Below are 19023 nucleotides of genomic sequence, written 5' to 3' on the forward strand. Positions count from 1 at the left end.
AATCAAAGGAGGAATAGCTACAATGAACGGACAGAATCGATCCGATATCCGCGCTGGTCTTCAGGTGGATATTGTGCTTAAAAAGGATCAGTCTACTGGTAAGTTGACGCGAGGAACGGTGAAAGATATTTTGACCAATTCCCCGCGTCATCCGCATGGAATCAAAGTGCGTTTGACAGACGGACAGGTTGGGCGTGTCAAACATATCGTAACGAACGAAGGATAGAGCTTTGGCTGAGGAGGAATGAAGATGAATCAGGCAACGGCATGGTCTAAAAATGATCGCTACCCGCTTGTTTTACTTGTATTGCTGGTGCTTGCCCTCATTTGGTCTTTAATTCGCCCGGCGGATTACTTTACATGGGTACTGGAAGTTCTCCCGGCAGTTTTGGGAGCTGTGCTGCTGGTGGCTTTGTACCGTAGATTTCGGTTTACCAATCTGGTATACACCCTAATCTGGCTGCACGCATTGATCCTGATTGTCGGTGGACATTATACCTATGCCGAAATGCCACTGTTCAACTGGATTCGGGATACGTTCGGACTGGAGCGCAATTATTATGATCGACTTGGGCATTTTGTACAAGGTTTTGTACCTGCACTCATTGTCAGAGAAGTGCTGTTGCGTAAAACGGCCTTGGGAAGCGGGAGCTGGCTTACTTTCCTCACGGTTAGTGTGTGTCTTGCGATCAGCGCTGTGTATGAGCTGATTGAGTTTGCTGTAGCCAAGGCAACCGGAACGGCAGCAGAAGCCTTTTTAGGCACACAGGGAGATGTATGGGATACCCAATGGGATATGCTTCTTGCGTTCATCGGCGCCTTGACCGCAGTGATTTTGTTGAGTGGGGTACATAACAAGCTGCTGAAGCAATTAAGGTATTAGCAGAATTTATTTATCCCGCCATTATCATGCTATCTGAAATTTCGCTGTTTTTGAAGGCTACATTCGCGTCATGGGACGGCTGTCGAGGTGTAGGGTTGCTGCGTCCATGTAGCTGTCCAGTAGCCGTTCAAAAATACGGTCCCATGTCTGCTCCAGGCTGTAGGCTCTACCAGCTCTGGACATAGCATCACGAAGTGAGGCATCCTCGTACAACAGATGTACAGCTTTGGCAAAGGCAGCGGCGTCCCCAGCAGGACACAATAGCCCTGAATTTCCATGGATTAGATTATCTTTTACCCCGCCTTCATTGGCACCGACCACAGGTGTACCGCTCGCCATAGCCTCCAGTACAACATTACCGAAGGTTTCAGTGGTGGAAGGGAAGAGAAATACGTCGGCTGCGGCGTAGAGTTCAGCTAATTCCGGCCCTTTCACAAAACCAAGCCAGTGGACTGCATGCTCCGGCACCCCTAGATCCGCTGCAGTTTTGACCTTATACAATGGACCACCTCCTGCAATGACCAGCACAGAGGCTGCGCGGACGTCATCGGGTAACTGGAGATAGGAATCCAGTAATGTGTCTATCCCCTTTTCCGGTGCAAGCCTGCCTACATACAAAATAACAAATGCATCTGCATGAACGCCCCATTTCTTCCAAACTGCATTACGGTCCACCTTTGGTTGGAATCGGTCAGTATCAATGCCTCTACTCCAGATTTCGAGCTGTCCCATTCCTTTATTGCGCAACAATTCCATGGTTGATTGAGAAGGGACATATACCCTTTCGCAATGTCTGTGAAACCAGAGCATGTATTTCCATAACGCAGGTTCAAGCCAGCGAAGCTTGTAATATTCGAGGTATTTATCAAAATGGGTGTGATATGAGGCGACGAGTGGAATATGGTGTTTGGCTGCGTAGCTTGTTCCATACAGGCCAAGGTTAAATGGAGTAGCGACATGAATCAGATGCGGGGAAAAGGCTGACAGACGCTCGTTGATCTGTTTGGCGTTGGGGATCGCAAGTCTGCATTCCCGGTACAACAAAAAGGGAATACTCCGAAATCGCTCTACACCCGGCCCAGAAGGCAGATGATGGTCTGCCTCCGGTGCGAAGACGAGCGTAGATACTCCATGTGTCTCCAGATAGCCAATCCATCGTTCCAAGGTCAGAGCAGCGCCATTCACGTCAGGCGTATACGTGTCCGTAAATAATGCAACTCGAAGCATGCCTTCATTCCTCCTCCGCCATTCTCATTTATCCTATGACGTTCCAGGGGAGTCCGCTTGGAGGCTCCGGCTTTTATTGTGTCATGATTTTGTTTACGGGCTTGCCGGGTTTTGTAAAAGCTGGCCCGCGGACGGGCGCTTTTCTCGGAACATTCTGTAATAGACGAGGGAGGACAAAATATAGAAAATACCTGTCATGCTAAATGTGATGGCATAGCCCCAGTAGTTTCCATATGTTGTAACCAAATAGGCTTGTACAGGTCCCATACCTGCGGTGCCTAGCATCCAGGTCGTCTGGAGAATGGAGTTGGCAATGCCGCGATTTTTATCTGACACACGTTCGACGAGAATGGCGGTTTGCAGCGGATTGGCTGCATTCATTAGCGCTTGCCTGAATAGAAAGCTGATGGAAGCGATCCATAGCACGTTCGTAAAGCCTGTAATGAGAAGGAAGGGTAGCGAAAGCAGTTGGAAGCCAACTACAGCTCTGACCAGTCCAATCCGGCTGCCGAGGGTAGGCCCGATCAACATGGAGAGGATGGTCATAAGCTGGCCGAGTGCAATCAGTAAACTCATTGCGCTGAGCGATACGGAGAAGCGGTTCGTAAAATACAAATTAAGATACGGGATGACCAGACCTGAACCTAACCCAAGAAAAAACTGGGCAAGAACAAATTGTCCAATAACCCGGCGATCAGAAGAAGCAGCAGGCGTCTCCAAGGCAGGGATATCGGATGTACTGTGCGGTGTATGTACTTGTTCTGTTTGAGGTGAAGATTCGGCAGGAGCTGGTGCTTCTACGGTTGCCGTAGTTTTTGTGATGAACAATAGAGGAATAAAAGCAGTCAATGTTGCCATTCCTCCAAGGAACAGAGCAACCCGCAGACTGGATAGCGGTGTGATTCCCCACGTCTGCAGCCCATCTGCGAGTACGCCACCCCCGAAGCTACCCAGAACCTGGGCTGCCAGTACAAGAGCTGAGTAATAGCTGAATATTTTTAAGCGTTGGGCTTTACTTATGCTTTCCGCTAAAAAAGGCACAGCCAGCACCTGAATAAAGGCGGCGAATACACCTGAGATTACGGCAAATACCAACATGCTTCCGCTGGTATCTGTAAAGGTACGGGCGAGAAAGGCCAGGCCGCTGAATAACGCGCCGATGACCAGCATATTTTTGCGGCTCGTCCGATCCCCCAAAAATCCGACCGGAATGAACAGCAACGCCGTCGCCAGCGCCTGCATGCTGACCACCCGACCGTTCATATCATCATCAAAGCCAAGCCCTTGGATATACAGGTTATACAGTACAGAAAACATTCCCGTGCCCATCTGGTACAACAGATTGGCCATAAAAAACAATCGGATATTACGCGGCCACTTTCGGGGCTCTTCTAACATTTTGCTAATCCATGGCACGATGAGTTCCTCCTGTGACGTGTTGCAAATAAGTTAATACTGTTGATATGTATTCTAGCAGGAACTGTACATTTCATAAATATTCCTGATCTCCGATTGTTTTGGGTAATAATAAAGCATGGACTTTACATTGAATTTTCATTATAGTAATTCGGTATGAATAAATTTGAAAGGTAAGCAGGAGGGATGGCTTTGGCTTTTGGAGCACGGGTGTTAAAAACGGGAATCGCAGTGACGCTCGCCCTTTTTCTGAGCACGCTTTTGAACACCCATTCGCCTGTGGGGGCAGCGATAGCCGCTATTTTTGCCATGCAACCGTCGATATATAGGTCGTGGCGTTATTTTCTGGATCAACTCCAAACAAGCACACTCGGTGCAATCATGGCGTTGCTGGGCGGAATGGTATTTTCGAATGAGCCGATTGCAGTTGGACTGGTATGTGTATTGGTACTTATGATATGTCTGAAAATAAATATGGCTGATACGGTTGGATTGACACTCGTGACCGTTGTTTCTGTAATGGAAGCCTCAGGGGACTGGAAATTTGCGGTGACCCGCTTTGCGCTCACTTTGATTGGGATTGTGTCTGCTTTTGTCATCAATGTTAGTGTTTTTCCCCCGAAACCGAAAAGGCAGTTTATTAATCAGATTCAAAATGTATTTAACAGCATGTCCTTGCTGCTGCGTACTGCCATTTCCGATGAGATTAAGGAGTCTGTCTTCAAAGAGGAAAAAGGAAATCTGGAGGGAGCCATTAAATCGCTGTCGGACAAATATCATTTGTTCGAGGAAGAGCAGAAGAAGCTCAAGCGCTCCAAGTTTAGTCAAACGAGACAAATGGTAGTATACAAACAAATGCTCGGAAGTTTACACAAAGGATATGAGGTACTGGATGCGGTGGAAAGACACTACTTCCAGTCTTTACGGCCAAAGGGAACGGATGCTTTTTTTGACAGTCATCTGGAGCTGCTGATTCGTTTTCATGAGCATGCTCTACTGAAATTCGAAGATAAGCTAAAGCCGAATGAGGACGAAAGTGAATTGTTTCAGCAAGCCAACGGCGAATTTATGAAGCATGCGATTACACGTTTTGACCATTGTCAAGAAGGAATGCTGCGGCTGTCCATCGTCGCTGCGGCGATGTACGATTATGGTCATCAGCTGGAGAGGTTGAGCAGACTGGCCGATCATATTCATCCTGTAGAAGAGAGCAGATAGGCGAATTTCCTAAAGAAAAGCGACCGCATTCATCAATCAGATGGACGGTCGCTTTTTTATGTAATGAATTCAAGTATGTAAGAACAGGTTAATAGATGGTTGCCAGAACGCACAAAAAAAGCCCGCTGGTTGCGAACAGGGACTGAACTTGCTACAATAGAGGATGCTCTGTTTTATGGTGAAACCATATGCATAAGTTGTTAATTACACTTCTTTTTACATTATAGCATGCTTCAAAGGATTAGTCAATTTTCCCGGATCAGGGGGATGCCGCGAGTATGCCCGGGTCCATAATAGAGCATAGTTTGTACGCAAGGGAGCCCTGCATGAGCAGGAGGAAACGGAACAGGAGCGATGCCAGTGACTACTGAACAGCAATGGAATGAAGAACAACGAAGAGTAGAAGATGTGACCGCAGTGATTAGCGGGCGTATTCGGAAGCTAGAGACAGAGGTTGGTTCTGTGCGCGGAGATGTCGTCGATATGCGTAAAGACTTCTGGGATGAGGTAACGATCAATTTCAGTGAGGCGGACGATGTGGGCGAGACGTCCACCAGTTTGCGTCAGCAGTCTGAGATTTTGTCTGAGCGGGAACGAAGACACAAGCATTCCACAGAGGCGTTAGGTCGTTTGAAAAAGTTGCTTGATTCACCGTATTTTGCACGAATTGATTTTGCTGAGGAAGGACAGACTGCGGAACGTGTTTATCTGGGGATTGCCTCCCTGCTGGATAATCAAGATGAGGAATTTCTGATCTACGACTGGCGCGCGCCTATTTCCAATCTTTATTACGATAACATGCCGGGGCCTGCCTCATATAAGACCCCGGCCGGGGAGATGGAAGGGGAACTCACGCTTAAGCGCCAATTCTCGATTCGTGATGGACAGATCCGTTTTATGTTCGATACAGGGGTGACGATTGGAGACGAACTTCTTCAAGCAGTATTGAGCCGCAGCTCGGATGCTCAAATGAAAAGTATTGTCGCTACCATCCAAAGGGAGCAGAATCGCATCATCCGTGATGATCGAAGCCGGATGCTCATTGTTCAGGGGGCGGCAGGAAGCGGCAAAACCTCTGCTGCGCTTCAGAGAGTAGCGTATTTGCTGTATAAGTACCGGGATCGCTTACGAGCGGATCAGGTAGTGCTATTTTCGCCTAACCCGATGTTTAACAGTTATGTATCGACAGTATTGCCTGAATTAGGTGAGGAAAATATGCTTCAGGCCACGTTTCAGGAATATTTGGAGCGGCGTTTGGGCCGGGAGTTTCAGTTAGAAGATCCATTTGAACAGCTGGAATATGTGCTTTCAGCATCGTTACAGCCTGGGTATGAAGCTAGGATGGAGGGTATCCGCTTTAAGTCGTCCAAGACGTTCTTACATGTGATTACAAGCTACAAGACGTATTTGGAACAGGAGGGAATGCGTTTTAAACCCATCCGTTTTCAGGGACGTGAGGTGGTTTCAGTGGAGCAAATGACACGCAAGTTTTATGAATTCGACTCTACGGTGCGGCTGGCGAACCGATTGGAACTGCTGCGGGATTGGATGCTCAAAGAGCTGGCCCGCTTTGGTAAGGAAGAATGCTCCGCCCCATGGGTGGATCAACAGATGGATCTGATGGAGCCGGAGGATTATCAGCGTGCCTATAACCGTATGCGCCGTAAATCCAAGAATAAGGGCGATACCTTCGACGATTTTACGCGTGAAAGAGAAATATTGGCGCGTATGGTGGTCAGTGAGCGCTTAAAGCCCCTGCGCAAATGGATTAAGGCGCTTCGCTTCGTAGATACGACCCGGCTCTACAGCGAGCTGTTTATGAATGAGGCATTGTTGAGCCAACTGGCGAATCATGCAGAGCTGCCCGTCAGCTGGGGTGAAATTAGTCGACAAACTCTGGAACGAATTCGGGCTGGGGAGTTAGCGTATGAGGATGTAACACCCTTTTTATATTTGCGTGAGCTGATGCTGGGCTTTCGTTCCAATAGCAACATCCGTCACGTGTTTATTGATGAGGCACAGGACTATTCCCCATTCCAGCTGGCGTTCTTCAAGCGTTTATTTCCACAGGCTAAAATGACGGCACTGGGTGATTTTAATCAGGCCATCTATGCCCATGCCTCGGTGCTTCAGGATGCAGAGCCATTGTATGACTTGTATGGTGCAGATCAGACCGAGATGATTTCCCTGACACGCAGCTATCGCTCAACACAGGAGATTGTGGAATTTACCCGGGGGATGGTCGCTGGGGGAGAGCACATTGTACCGTTTAACCGTAAAGGTGAGAAGCCTCTTGTTACTGAGGTGCGTTCGCTTGAAAAGTTGCATCAATTGATAGTTGGGAATGTTACAGAATTGTTGGCAGAAGGCTATGAATCCATCGCGGTGATCTGTAAAAATGCTGACGAAAGCGCGGCAGCCTACGAAGCGCTGGAAGGACAGCTGTCAGTGAAGCCAAAACTAATTAAGAAAACAACTCCTGCTTTTGAAAAGGGGATTCATATCATTCCGGCCTACCTGGCAAAAGGCGTGGAATTCGATGCGGTTCTGATTTATGACGGATCAGCGAAACAATACCAGCGTGAGAGTGAGCGTAAGCTGTTCTACACCGCCTGTACGCGAGCGATGCATCTGCTGCATATTTATAGCATAGGGGAGATTACGCCATTCGTGAGTTTACGGGATTCGGATACGTATACCCGCAAAGTGGAAGAAAGTGATCGTGTTCTATAGAGAGGACATTGGCAATCAGCCGGGGACCAATGCCTTAGGAACCCATGCGATACTTGAATAGATGTAGAGTTGGCTGGCATTATGGAGCGTATTCCAGTAACATAAGCAAATAAGCAAAACAGGTAAGAAGCATAAACGGAGGTTACAAACGTAATGGACATGAAGAGTGTATTTCAACGCCCGCCGCTAGCGGACTGTGTACCTGAGTTGGTAGCTACAGCTAGAGGAGAGCGCAAGGCATCGCTGGTGATCCGCGGAGGAACACTGGTCAATGTGGTATCGGGCGAGTTGCTGCCGGGCATGTCTATTGCTGTGCAAGGTGCTCGTATCGCTTACGTCGGTAGGGACGTCAGTCATACGATTGGAGAAGACACCATAATCATTGAAGCGGAAGGCCGCTATATGGCACCGGGGTTACTGGACGGACATTGTCACATCGAAAGCACGCAGCTGACCGTAACGGAGTTCGCTAAGGCTGTACTGCCGCTGGGAGTGACGGGTGGTTTTTTTGACCCGCATGAAATTTCCAATGTACTGGGTCTAAAAGGGCTTCGTCTGATGCTGGACGAAGCACGTACGACACCGCTGGCTGCTTACATGCAGGTGGCTTCTTGCGTCCCGTCCACAGGTCCGGAGCTGGAAACGACGGGTGCCTCCTTCGGCCCGGCGGAAGTCGCAGAGGCGTTAAGCTGGGGCCCGGATATGATCGGGCTGGGCGAAGTCATGAATTTCCCTGGTGTCGTCTATGGAGACGATGTGATGATCGGTGAAATTCAGGCCACGCTGCGCGCGGGCAAGGTGGCGGATGGCCATTTTACATGGGCCTCCGATGATTGGCGGCTGCCGGTCTATGCAGCCGCGGGAATTACGGGCGACCACGAGTGTGTCACGCCCGAGGATGTAGCCGAGCGTATCCGGCTCGGCATGTATGCCAAGATGCGGCAAGGCTCCGCATGGCATGATGTGGCCGAGACGATCCGAGCCAGCACGGAAATGGGTCTCGACACGCGCCGCATGATGCTGGTAACGGATGACCGCAGCGCAGAATCCTTGCTCCATGAAGGGCAGATGGACTTCGTCGTGCGTCATGCCATTGCACAGGGCGTCAAGCCCGTAACCGCGTTTCAGATGGCCACGCTGAATACGGCAGAGCGCTTCGGCGTGGCACGGGACATCGGATCGATCATTCCGGGTGCGATTGCCGACATTATTTTGCTTGATGGCCGATTGGCCGAAGTGAATGTGACGGCTACCATCGCAGCGGGCCAGCTGGTGGCCGAGCACGGTCAAATGGTCGCCGATTGGGACGGCTTCGTTTATCCTGCGGAAGTGATGGACACGGTCCATCTGGGACGAGAGCTGAGTGCTGCAGATTTTCGCATTGCGGCTCCAGTACAGGAGGGGAATGTACCTGTACGGGTGATTCGTGTTACGGAAAACCACGTGGACACGAAGGAAGTGCGAATGACCGTTCCGGTCCGTAATGGAGAAGTCACGGCAGATCCTGCACAGGATTTGTGCAAAATAGCCGTTTTCGAGCGCCATCATGCCAGTGGCAGTCACGCGGTGGCACTTGTGACAGGTGTCGGCTTCACCGAGCCGGCTGCGATTGCCATGACCGTCGCGCATGATAGCCACAACCTGCTCGTCATTGGTAATGATGACGAGCTCATGACCCAGGCGGCGAAGCAGGCTGTTGCCCTGCGTGGCGGCGTGGTGGTCGTATCCGCCTCGGGTGAGACGCGCTTCCCGCTGCCTATCGCCGGGCTGATGTCCCCAGCTCCGTTTGCAGAGGTAGCCGCGCAGTCCGAAAGTATCAGCCGGGCGCTTCAGCAATCCGGCTGCATGCTGAACAACGCGCTGATGACACTGTCACTGCTCGCACTGGTGGTTATCCCTGAAATTCGTCTGTCGGATCAGGGGCTTGTCGTGATCGGAGCGGATGGCATCCGCAAGGTATCTCTTTTTGTGGAAGAGGATGCTGCGGAAGTCTGATAGAACACGTCGCTGGGGGTTGTCCTACAGGTCTGCCCAGACCTGAGGGATAACCTCTGTTTTTCATACACGAAGTCAAAAAAATATCTTCGATTCCTTTATAAAAGTCAAGGAGCGGTGAGCAGATGCATCCCTATTATCGTTCATTAGAAAAAATGGCTCATCATGCCTCGATTATAGAGCAGGATTGGAACAGGTTTGTAGAGCAAACCTGTGTGAAGCATATTCAGCAGGGAACGGTTCTCATTGAAACGGGTGAGCCTGTGAAACGTGCCTATTTTTGTTCAGAGGGATTATTTCGTTTATTTTATACATTAGCAGATGGCAGAGAATATAATGTTGGTTTTTCGCCAGAAGATGATTACGTAACCTCTTATGGGGCTATGATCCAAGGAAAACTATCCACTTTTTCGATTGAGGCCATGGAAGATTCGGTTGTCATTGAAATTCCATATCACGTGTTGAAGGAGCTTATGGATACAAGCCATATGTGGGAAAGATTCGTCCGTAAAAGTGTAGAAAGACTTTATATTCGAAAAGAGGAACGGGAGCGCGAATTATTGTATCTTTCCGCTAAGGAGCGTTATCATGCTTTTCTTCTCAAATACCCCGGATTGGACAAACGAGTTGCCCAATATCATATAGCTTCGTACATAGGCGTCTCCCCCGTATCACTTAGTCGTTTGCTGCGTAGTGATCCGCATTAACCTATGTTAATGCGGCTTAGAAGACAAGCAGCGTACAATAACGATAAATCATTCAAGCTTCACCAAAAAAGGAGATAAGGCATATGCGTTATATGATGATTGTATTATTGGAGTTCTACCCTTCCTGGCTGGCTCTACCTCGGGAGGAACGTCGAAAACATGCGGGGGCCTTGCAGGCTACCATTCAAAAATATAGCGAACATGTTCAGATTCGTTTTTTTGATGCAGAAGCACTGCCTGGAAAGGACTACACTGATTTCGTCGTATGCGAAACGGAGGACATGAAGCAATATCACTATATGTGGGAAGAAATTCGCGATTCGGAGCCGTATACCAAAGGATACATGAAGATTAAAGATGTAGTGATGGGTATGGAAAATGCTTTTCAGTCCTATGAGTCAGAAATGCTACAGATGGAAAAATAACGTCATTCCGATTTCTATGTAAAATGAAGAGTTCATCCTATATACGATTAAAAAGACGAATTCCTGTGCTGTTTATGTTCAGCTGGGAATTCGCCTTTTATCTTTTGGAGACGAAAAAGTGTGATAAGAAAAAATCACATTATACAACTGTGTTACTTATAATCTTCAGAAAACCGTTCTTCTCAGCGGTATCCATTAACTGATTAATGGATTTTCTTGCGGTATCGTTAAACAAATACCACTCATCTTTCGATACGTCATGAATCAAAATCTCTGGATATTCTGTTGAAAGTTCAGATGGAACAGGACTAATTAAAGAATACACATCAAAACGAGCTAAGCTTTTCCCCTTTTGGTCTAAAAAATCGTATTGTGCATTTTTATAATAAGATCCAGGTGTGTCAATAGTGAAGCTCCAAGAATAGTTTGCAGGTGCTTCGACCTTTTCACCTTTGTTTTTTGCAAAAATATTATAAATGGTTTCATTATATGCATTGCCATGAATTTGCTGAACTACGCCGCCCAAAGTCATATGGTATTCCTGTTGAAGTGCTTTTACTTGTACACCGTTTATGAACAATGGTTTAGTATCAACAGTCACTGCAAAGTTGCTGTAATTAACATTGCAGCCAAACGCCTCTGCAATAAAACGAAGTGAAACATATATGCGATTATTTTTCGTATATGGTTTTACATCAAGCAGCATCTTTTTACCATTTTTCTCCGCTATGCTTCTGTTTACTGCTAATTTTACTTTCATCTCGCTTTTAGCGAGAATAACCTCGGAATCGGACCATTCGACACTAGCCCCCAAACTTTCGCTTATAACACGTAGAGGTACCATGGCGCGTTTATTCTTCATTTCGGGCTTCACATCGGATGTAATAGTCACACCGTCAACTTTGATCTGATTTTGTGCTGCATAAGTAGTGGACGATGAAATAAATAAAAAAATTGCAAGAAAAGCCGCAAAGAATGCTTTTTTCATAAATGATTACTCCTTTTTCGGTTAAATTTGTTGCGCAGTAACTTTCCCCCATATGAAGACGCAACTGGATAAAAAAACGTTGCGCTGTCCTGTCCGTTAACTTAACGTAACAACCAGTTTGTACTATTTAATTACCTTCCGATATTTACCAACTAAAAATTACTAATCTTCCTGGAGAATTATGTCGATAACATTGAATATTATTCATAAAATTTATCAAAGTAAATCCTTAGGGGGAAAGTTAATGAGAAAACAGCTAAAAGTTGCGATTTCTCTAGTATGTTTAATGATGTTTATAGGTTGTTCAGCTTCACCAGTATCACAGCAGACGACCAAGATTACACTTTTGAATTCCAAATCAGAAATAAAAACCCAATTAGAAGAAGTAGCAAAACAATACAATCAAGAGCACCCTGAAGTATCTTTAGAGATTATAACCGCTCCTGAGGGGTCGTCTGCATATCAAAAGCTGATGTCGATGTACGGCACAGGAAGTCCAGCAACGATGTCGATGCTTGACCCGGGCGACACGCAGACATTCCTGGATAAAGCCGTTGATTTAAGTAAAGAGAAGTGGGTAGCCGATACGATAGAAAATGGACTTGATGCAGTTAAGAAAAACGATGCTGTGCTGGGATTCCCATTTGCAGTGGAAGGCTACGGATTAATCTATAACAAGAAAGTATTGGACAAGGCAACAGGGGGTTCTTTTGATCCTTCTTCGGTGAAAAGTAGAAGCAACCTGAACTCATTAATGGCTAAGATTCAGAAGACGGGAGTAGCACCGGTCATGCTTTCACCAATGGACTGGTCTCTCGGCTCTCATCTTTTAGCTCTGTCTTATTCTGTTCAACCTGGGGGGTTTCCGGAGTTTGTTAAGGGTATGCAGGATAACATAGACATGTCCCAAAATAATGTAATGTCTGGATGGGTACAAACTTTAGACTTGCTCAAGGATAACAGCATCAATAAGAATTCGCCTTTGGACAGCACGTATGACGATGGAGCCAAAGCATTAGGAGAGGGAAAAGTGGGGCTTTGGTTTATGGGAAACTGGGCTTGGGCTGGGATAAAGAGCAATGATACAGCAAATGAGGAATACGGTTTTTTGCCTCTTCCGTTAAGCGATAATACGGATGACCCTAACAATGCTAAAATTACAGTCGGTGTAACAAAGTATATTTTCATTGACTCCACAGCTACCACACCTCAGGAGCAAGAGGAAGCAAAGAAGTTTCTGAACTGGCTGGTATACGACAAGTCCGGACAAGATTTTCTGGTAAACAAGGCTAATACGGTACCTGCGTTCAAAAATATTGATTTAGAGCCTGCCGATCCTTTGGGACGATCGATCAAGTCGTATATCTCGACCGGAAAGACACTGCCGTTTATGGCAACCCTTCCACCTGATCATGCGGCCATCACAGGAGCATCTATCCAAAGCTACCTCAGTGGAAAGATAGATAAGGCTGAGCTGTTGCGCCAAATACGCATATACTGGAAAGCTCAGCAGTGATGATACGAGACCAGTTACGGGAGGAAGATAAAGATGTTTAAATTAACGTTAAAGAAAAAAATAATTAGTGCAGCGCTCATACTGGTTATCGTACTGTCCCTTTCAAGTGTTATAGGCGTCATTAAGATGTCGGAAATGGGTGAGGCTTCTGATAAGGTAAATAACAGGTCTTTACCCGCGGTTATTCTTCTTCAAGGTATGGATAAGCAGATTACAGAAATTGATAGACTCACCGTTCGATTGATACTTGAAGAGGATGCGGCTGTTCGCAGCACTTATCAAGAAGAATTAACCAAAGCTACAGCTTCAATGGATAAGAGTGTAAATGAATATCAAAGTTTAGCCTCGACAGTAGAGGAAAAAGAACTGTTCACCAATTTTTATGGTCAGTGGGCAATGTATCTTCGCCATCTAAAGGTGGTTTCCGCTGCTATGGAAGAAAACGACAAAGTGATGGCCTACATGATCATTCATGGAAATTCTTCTATTTATAAGGCAGCATTAGACAATGTAAATAAACTGAAGTTACTTAATGAGCAGTACGCTACTGATGCCGCTAATCAATCGAGTCAATCTTACCATTCAGGTAGAATTTTGATGATTTCTCTGACTATCATATGTACGATCCTAGGAATTATCGGTTCTTTTTTACTGGCTCAATCGTTCACTAAGCCCATATTAAAGATTGCGGAACAGATAAAGCTGGTAACGAGGGGGGACCTGCAAGTGGAGCCCCTTAGAGTCCGGTCAAAAGATGAGGTCGGGGAACTGGCATCCGATTTTAATGAAATGTGCGATTCACTGCGCAACCTTTTAAAGGAAGTTGTGGATAATTCCTTACTGGTTGCCTCTACGGCTGAACAGTTAACGGCCAGTGCGGAACAGACAAGCATCGCTACCGAGCAGATAGCTATAAGTGCCACACAAGTCGCAGAGGGATCTCAGACACAGCTTGCAGATATAGCTGAAACGCTGAATTACACGGTAGACGTTTCTAAAAGTGTAGACAACATAACCAATCGCTTTGTTCATGTGGCTAATCTCACAACCCAAGCACAAGAAAAAGCAAACAACGGGAAAACCCAAATGTCTTCGACTGTCTTCCAAATAAGAGATGTGCATACCAAGGTAACTCAATCCGCTGAAGTGGTAAATATTCTAGGCGAAAAGTCGGCGGAGATTAAACAGATCACAGCTATGATCAGTGATATAGCAGCCCGAACCAATTTGCTTTCACTAAATGCGAGTATAGAAGCTGCAAGAGCGGGAGAGCAGGGAAAAGGATTTGCGGTTGTCGCTTATGAAGTACGCAATTTATCGGCACAAGCAAGTGAAGCAACGGGCAAGATTTCTTCGCTGGTCAACGAAATCACATTAAGAACAGATGAAGTTGTGGTTTCAATGAATGAAGGTGTTCAATCTCTGAATGAAGGCATGATGCTTGTCGAAGGTGTAGGTAACGTTTTTTCTGAGATTGTGGGTGCCGTTGAAGAAGTGGGTAGTGAGGTGGACACGGCGGCTTTAGAAGCAAGATCCGTAAATGAAGGAACCGTTTCTATGGTTGAATCGATGAAGAAAATTGCTGAAATCTCCGAACGTGCTGCAGATTCTACTCAAACAGTCGCAAGCGTAGTCGAGGAAACTACCGCATCCATGCAGGAAGTGTCTGCAGGTGCTAACATGCTTGCCAAGAGAGCGGAAGAGATGAATCAAACGGTGTCGGTATTCAAGATTTAAAATAAGCTTCAAATCAAGTGGAGTTAAGAGCGGCAGCCTTGGACGAGAAAAAAAGTCTTAGACTGCCGCTGTTTTGTTAAGCTCAAACCATTAGATTACGAATGAACGGCTTCAGCTTTTTTGGCTGCTCTTTTCAGATCCTGTTTACGACGTTCCTCCAGATACCGCTCCCCATTCTTCTTGTCTGCTGTCAGTGTAAAGCAGGATATGGTGGTGAACAGGCCTGCAATGGAACCCAGAATTACATAAGTTATCGGGAAATTCAATACTTCATACATATGTCCCACAATGGGCGAGAAAATGGAAACCACCAGGGAGCCCATAAATAAATACAGCAGGTACATGGTGGAGGACAAGCGCTGGTCAAAGTTAACGGTAATGTATTTGAAGATGGCTACCAGAATAAGCGGTTTCTCCAGAGAGTGAATCATCTTCATTGCAGCTACCCATATGGAACCGAATGGCAACGAAGAGCCGATAATACGCAGAGACATAATCGACCCGGCAATAATTAATGCCCATTTGGCGGTCGTTTTGTTCACAAACCAAGGGGTAACGAAAAGGAACACAAATTCCAGGAAAACCTGCACAGCGCTTAAATCACCGAGGAATTGATTTCCTTCCGCTTTGGAACTGAACTGCGATACGAAGTATGTGGCAAACTGCTGGTCATATACCTCATAGATTTGGGTCACGCCAACCATGAATAGCATAAGAAACCAGAACTTTTTGGTACGCACGAGATGCAGCACATCGAGTAGCTTCAACGATTCTGTTTTCTGCTGCTCCTGTCCGGAAATTTCGACTTTGGTCAGAAAGATGCAGATCATGGCAACAACGGCAGATACCGAGGCAATCCAGAAGGTCAGGTTTACATTGATATTGATGACCCGTCCTGCAACAAAAGTAGCCGCCGCCCACCCAAGTGAACCCCACATACGAACCCGTCCGTATTCAAAGCCGTATTTACGCGAAACTTTGTCCATATACGAATCGACGACACCGTTACCTGCATTAAATACCAGGCCGATAAATAGCGCACCAACAATGGCACCAATGACGAACTGCGTTTGAAGTAATGGACCGTACACATAGATAAAAAAGGGTCCGACGAGCAAAAGAATTGTAAAGAGTATGTACAGCAGATGTTTTCTCAGACCCAGCTTGTCGGATAAGTAACCGAACAGGGGTTGCATAATCAAGGCCACGATTGAGTTAGCCGCATATAGAAATCCCGTGTAGGTTTCTGAAATTCCCAGGCTTTGTCCCAGCCAAATGACAAAAAAAGACATGGCGGCAGACCATGTAAACAGATAAGCGAAGTTAAAAATACTCAGAGACCAATAGTTGCGTTTTGCCAAATTCATCATGTTTAAGCACCCCTTCAAATTGTAGCCGCTCAATGTGTTGCCAACGTCAATATGTATTGTCTGTACTATTAATTGTAAGGATTATTCACTCGCTTCCATAGGGCATTTTCCCAAGATTTCCTGTGCTTATTTCAATCAGTTGAGAATTCGGATAAAACAGCAGATCCTGATATGGATTAAATGGGGGCTCAAACTATTTTAAATATGTTGAAGAAGAATAGTACTATATCTACATCTTGTAAGAAATAAGTCCTAAGTGTAAAATTCTCTTATAGTTCATTAAGCTCACTAAGTTCATTTTGCAAGTACAAAGTTACTTGAAATACTGATCGTATATAGAGTATTGTGTAACGATGAGTTAAGACGAAACCCACTCATCCTAAAGGCGCGGGTTATCACTAGGCTCTATTAACATATATTTTATAAATTAAAAAGAAAACGAATAAAACAAAATGTTGTGAGTTCGTAGTTGGAGGATTTATTATGTCGAAAAGTGTTTCTTCGTCCTTTATTATCATTATAGGCTCAATGCTATTTGCCTTATTTTTTGGTGCAGGGAATCTAATCTTTCCACCTATGCTTGGGCAAATGGCTGGAAAGAATGTATGGGTAGCCAATGCGGGTTTCTTGGTTACCGGAGTTGGCTTACCATTACTAGCCGTCACAGCCTTTGTTTTTTCGGGCAAAAGCAATTTGCAAACTTTAGCGAGTCGTGTACATCCTGTATTCGGCCTTGTCTTTACAACAATTCTTTATCTGGCCATCGGGCCTTTATATGCAATTCCTAGAACCGGTAGTGTGTCATTTGAAATTGGAGTAAAGCCTTTTTTTTCTAACAATGCAGATCATCCTGTCGCACTTGTTGTATTTACTATTCTTTTTTTTGCAGTTGCATGCTTGTTATCGCTTAATCCTACAAAAATTATTGATGTTATCGGAAAGTTCCTAACACCCATTAAATTGACATTCATTGGATTACTTGTGATTGTAGCTATTATTCACCCAATAGGAAAATTCCAAGAACCTGCGGAAGGTTATACATCGAATGTCTTTTTCAAAGGCTTTCAAGAGGGTTATTTAACATTGGACGCTCTTGTAGCCTTTATTTTTGGAATTATCATTGTGAATGCAATTAAGGATAGAGGGGTTACTACAAAAAAAGAGTTGATGATCATTTGTGCCAAAGCGATAGCAATTGCGGTTATACTCTTAGCTTTTATCTATACGTCTCTTTCATACATGGGAGCTTCTAGCGTTGAAAAATTGGGTGTTTTGGGAAATGGCGCTGAGGTGTTAGCTAAGGTTTCCTCCTATTATTTTGGATCTTATGGTTCTATTCTATTAGGCTTAATGATTACAGTAGCGTGTTTAACGACAAGTGTGGGGCTTATCACTTCCTGTTCTTCCTTTTTTCATGGATTATTTCCAAAAATCTCTTATAAAAGAGTTGCTCTCATGTTATCTATATTTAGTGCTCTTGTAGCCAACATAGGTTTAACACAGCTTATTAAGGTTTCAACGCCAGTATTAATGGCAATATATCCTATTGCTATTTCTCTTATATTTTTAACTTTTTTACATCCCGTATTTAAAGGAAAGCCAGAAGTATATCAAGGCAGTTTGATATTAACCTTTATCGTTAGTTTATTTGATGGCTTGAATGCTGCTGGAATAAAAATTAATGTAATTAATGACTTTTTCACTCATCTTCTTCCATTATATAATGTAGGGTTAGGGTGGTTAATTCCCTCTGTTTTAGGAGGTGTAGCTGGCTACATATTTACTAAATTAAGAGGAAGAAAAATAATTTTAGTACTTTTGAAGCCCAAAAAGAATAAATGATTTACCCTATGGCATATTAGTCTGTTATATAAGGGACAGCAAGCGCCTGATCTGCTTCGTGCTGCTTACGGTACTGCGAAGGGGTCAGGCCGTTCCATTTTTTAAAGGTCGCAATAAAATAGCTTAAATTGTCAAAACCAACATCCAGCGCAATATCAACCACTTTGCGATCACTTTGCTCCAGCAACCTGCAAGCCTTCTGAATCCGATGATAGTTGATATATTCTACCGGGCTTTTCTGAACCATCTGCTTAAAAAAACGGCAAAAATGCCCCTCACTCATTCCAATCTCATCTGCGATCTCCCGTAAACGTATAGGTTCATGAGCATGACTATTGATATACGCCAGCGCTTTTTTGATCCGTTCAACTTTGTTGCGTTGACCCGCCATAATCACATCCTCTCCGTTAGCAGGGGTCATGTGTGGAAACAGGCAGGCAATTATGCTATAGAGCTGCGCCTTGGTCGCCAATTCACGGGCAGACGCATTCTGCTCATGGCTGGTGATAATGTGTCGCAACGCAACCAGCACCTCCTGCTCCCAGGGCTGCACGCCTCGAATGTGAGGGGGAGGGACAAGCTTTTTACTGATAAATGGGTCAATAAACTGCGTCTGTACCGTATCCTGCGTGCGGCTGTGTAGCATGTCTGGATGAAACACCACCGCTGAAAATATGCAGCGAGGGCTTTTTTGTAAATAACCGGCGTGAAGCTCGCCGCTGTTGACAAAAAGAGCTTCACCTTCGTTCACCTCCGTATAGACCATATCCGTCTGAAAAATGGCGCTTCCCTGCTCCACTACGATAAACTCCATCTCTTCATGCCAATGAGACTCCAGTATACTATTTCCGTTCAACTGCTCTACGCTCGGATATACGCTGACTGGGTACATGGGATTGCCGTGAATGCGGTTTTCCCGCAACATTTCCCTTTGCATTTCAACGACTCCTCTTCTGCAAACTGATT

Annotated in this window: 15 protein-coding genes; 10 read left to right on the forward strand and 5 right to left on the reverse strand. The window is 45.5% G+C overall.

Translation table 11 applies throughout. From position 1 onward, the window contains the following. Nucleotides 1-22 precede the first annotated feature (22 nt). A complete protein-coding gene (locus NLX74_RS02775) occupies nt 23-226 on the forward strand; it encodes a YwbE family protein (RefSeq protein ID WP_254327879.1) in 204 nt (67 codons plus the stop codon). A gap of 24 nt (nt 227-250) precedes the next feature. Then, nucleotides 251-883 (forward strand): DUF2238 domain-containing protein, encoded by a 633-nt coding sequence (locus NLX74_RS02780; RefSeq protein WP_254327880.1) that lies wholly within the window; start codon nt 251-253, stop codon nt 881-883. A gap of 57 nt (nt 884-940) precedes the next feature. On the opposite strand, the gene NLX74_RS02785 is transcribed toward NLX74_RS02780, so the two are convergent. Together NLX74_RS02785 and NLX74_RS02790 are read right to left on the reverse strand one after the other, a co-directional pair. Further along, entirely contained in the window at nt 941-2110 is a 1170-nt protein-coding gene (locus NLX74_RS02785; protein ID WP_254327881.1) for a glycosyltransferase family 4 protein, read from the reverse strand. A 93-nt stretch (nt 2111-2203) separates the two neighbouring features. Next, entirely contained in the window at nt 2204-3526 is a 1323-nt protein-coding gene (locus tag NLX74_RS02790) for an MFS transporter (RefSeq protein WP_483311643.1), read from the reverse strand. Between the two features lie 186 nt (nt 3527-3712). Here NLX74_RS02790 and NLX74_RS02795 point away from each other — a divergent pair, with 186 nt between their 5' ends. The 5 genes from NLX74_RS02795 to NLX74_RS02815 all read left to right on the forward strand — a co-directional run bounded on the left by NLX74_RS02795 (nt 3713) and on the right by NLX74_RS02815 (nt 10604). After that, nucleotides 3713-4744: an FUSC family protein gene (locus tag NLX74_RS02795; RefSeq protein ID WP_172828310.1), complete on the forward strand. Its 1032-nt coding sequence runs from the start codon at nt 3713-3715 to the stop codon at nt 4742-4744. A gap of 354 nt (nt 4745-5098) precedes the next feature. Next, nucleotides 5099-7477 (forward strand): RNA polymerase recycling motor HelD, encoded by a 2379-nt coding sequence (helD, locus tag NLX74_RS02800; RefSeq protein WP_254327882.1) that lies wholly within the window; start codon nt 5099-5101, stop codon nt 7475-7477. Between the two features lie 153 nt (nt 7478-7630). Continuing rightward, nucleotides 7631-9472, forward strand: a complete 1842-nt coding sequence (locus NLX74_RS02805) for an adenine deaminase (RefSeq protein WP_254325876.1) — start codon at nt 7631-7633, stop codon at nt 9470-9472. 125 nt (nt 9473-9597) lie between these two features. Next, nucleotides 9598-10179, forward strand: coding sequence for a Crp/Fnr family transcriptional regulator (locus NLX74_RS02810; protein WP_254327883.1), 582 nt, complete (start codon nt 9598-9600; stop codon nt 10177-10179). Nucleotides 10180-10262: 83 nt separating this feature from the next. Beyond that, nucleotides 10263-10604, forward strand: coding sequence for a darcynin family protein (locus tag NLX74_RS02815; protein ID WP_254327884.1), 342 nt, complete (start codon nt 10263-10265; stop codon nt 10602-10604). Nucleotides 10605-10743: 139 nt separating this feature from the next. Here the strand turns inward: NLX74_RS02815 and NLX74_RS02820 are convergent, their stop codons facing one another. Beyond that, nucleotides 10744-11592, reverse strand: a complete 849-nt coding sequence (locus NLX74_RS02820) for a copper amine oxidase N-terminal domain-containing protein (protein ID WP_254327885.1) — start codon at nt 11590-11592, stop codon at nt 10744-10746. Nucleotides 11593-11836: 244 nt separating this feature from the next. Here NLX74_RS02820 and NLX74_RS02825 point away from each other — a divergent pair, with 244 nt between their 5' ends. Both NLX74_RS02825 and NLX74_RS02830 read left to right on the forward strand, forming a co-directional pair. Beyond that, on the forward strand, nt 11837-13108 hold the full coding sequence (locus NLX74_RS02825) for an ABC transporter substrate-binding protein (RefSeq protein ID WP_254327886.1): 1272 nt from the start codon (nt 11837-11839) through the stop codon (nt 13106-13108). A 33-nt stretch (nt 13109-13141) separates the two neighbouring features. Further along, nucleotides 13142-14845 carry a methyl-accepting chemotaxis protein gene (locus tag NLX74_RS02830; protein ID WP_254327887.1) on the forward strand — a complete coding sequence of 568 codons (1704 nt, stop codon included), beginning with the start codon at nt 13142-13144 and terminating at the stop codon, nt 14843-14845. Nucleotides 14846-14940: 95 nt separating this feature from the next. On the opposite strand, the gene NLX74_RS02835 is transcribed toward NLX74_RS02830, so the two are convergent. Then, nucleotides 14941-16215, reverse strand: coding sequence for an oligosaccharide MFS transporter (locus NLX74_RS02835; protein WP_254327888.1), 1275 nt, complete (start codon nt 16213-16215; stop codon nt 14941-14943). Between the two features lie 483 nt (nt 16216-16698). On the opposite strand from NLX74_RS02835, the gene brnQ reads away from it, so the two are divergent. Beyond that, the gene (brnQ, locus tag NLX74_RS02840) at nt 16699-18057 is read left to right on the forward strand and encodes a branched-chain amino acid transport system II carrier protein (protein WP_254327889.1); all 1359 of its coding nucleotides are present in this window, start codon (nt 16699-16701) and stop codon (nt 18055-18057) included. A gap of 16 nt (nt 18058-18073) precedes the next feature. Here the strand turns inward: brnQ and NLX74_RS02845 are convergent, their stop codons facing one another. Continuing rightward, nucleotides 18074-18994 carry an AraC family transcriptional regulator gene (locus NLX74_RS02845; RefSeq protein WP_235308075.1) on the reverse strand — a complete coding sequence of 307 codons (921 nt, stop codon included), beginning with the start codon at nt 18992-18994 and terminating at the stop codon, nt 18074-18076. Between the last annotated feature and the right edge of the window lie 29 nt (nt 18995-19023).

It is taken from the genome of Paenibacillus sp. MZ03-122A (assembly GCF_024213325.1).
Classification (GTDB): domain Bacteria; phylum Bacillota; class Bacilli; order Paenibacillales; family Paenibacillaceae; genus Paenibacillus; species Paenibacillus polymyxa_B.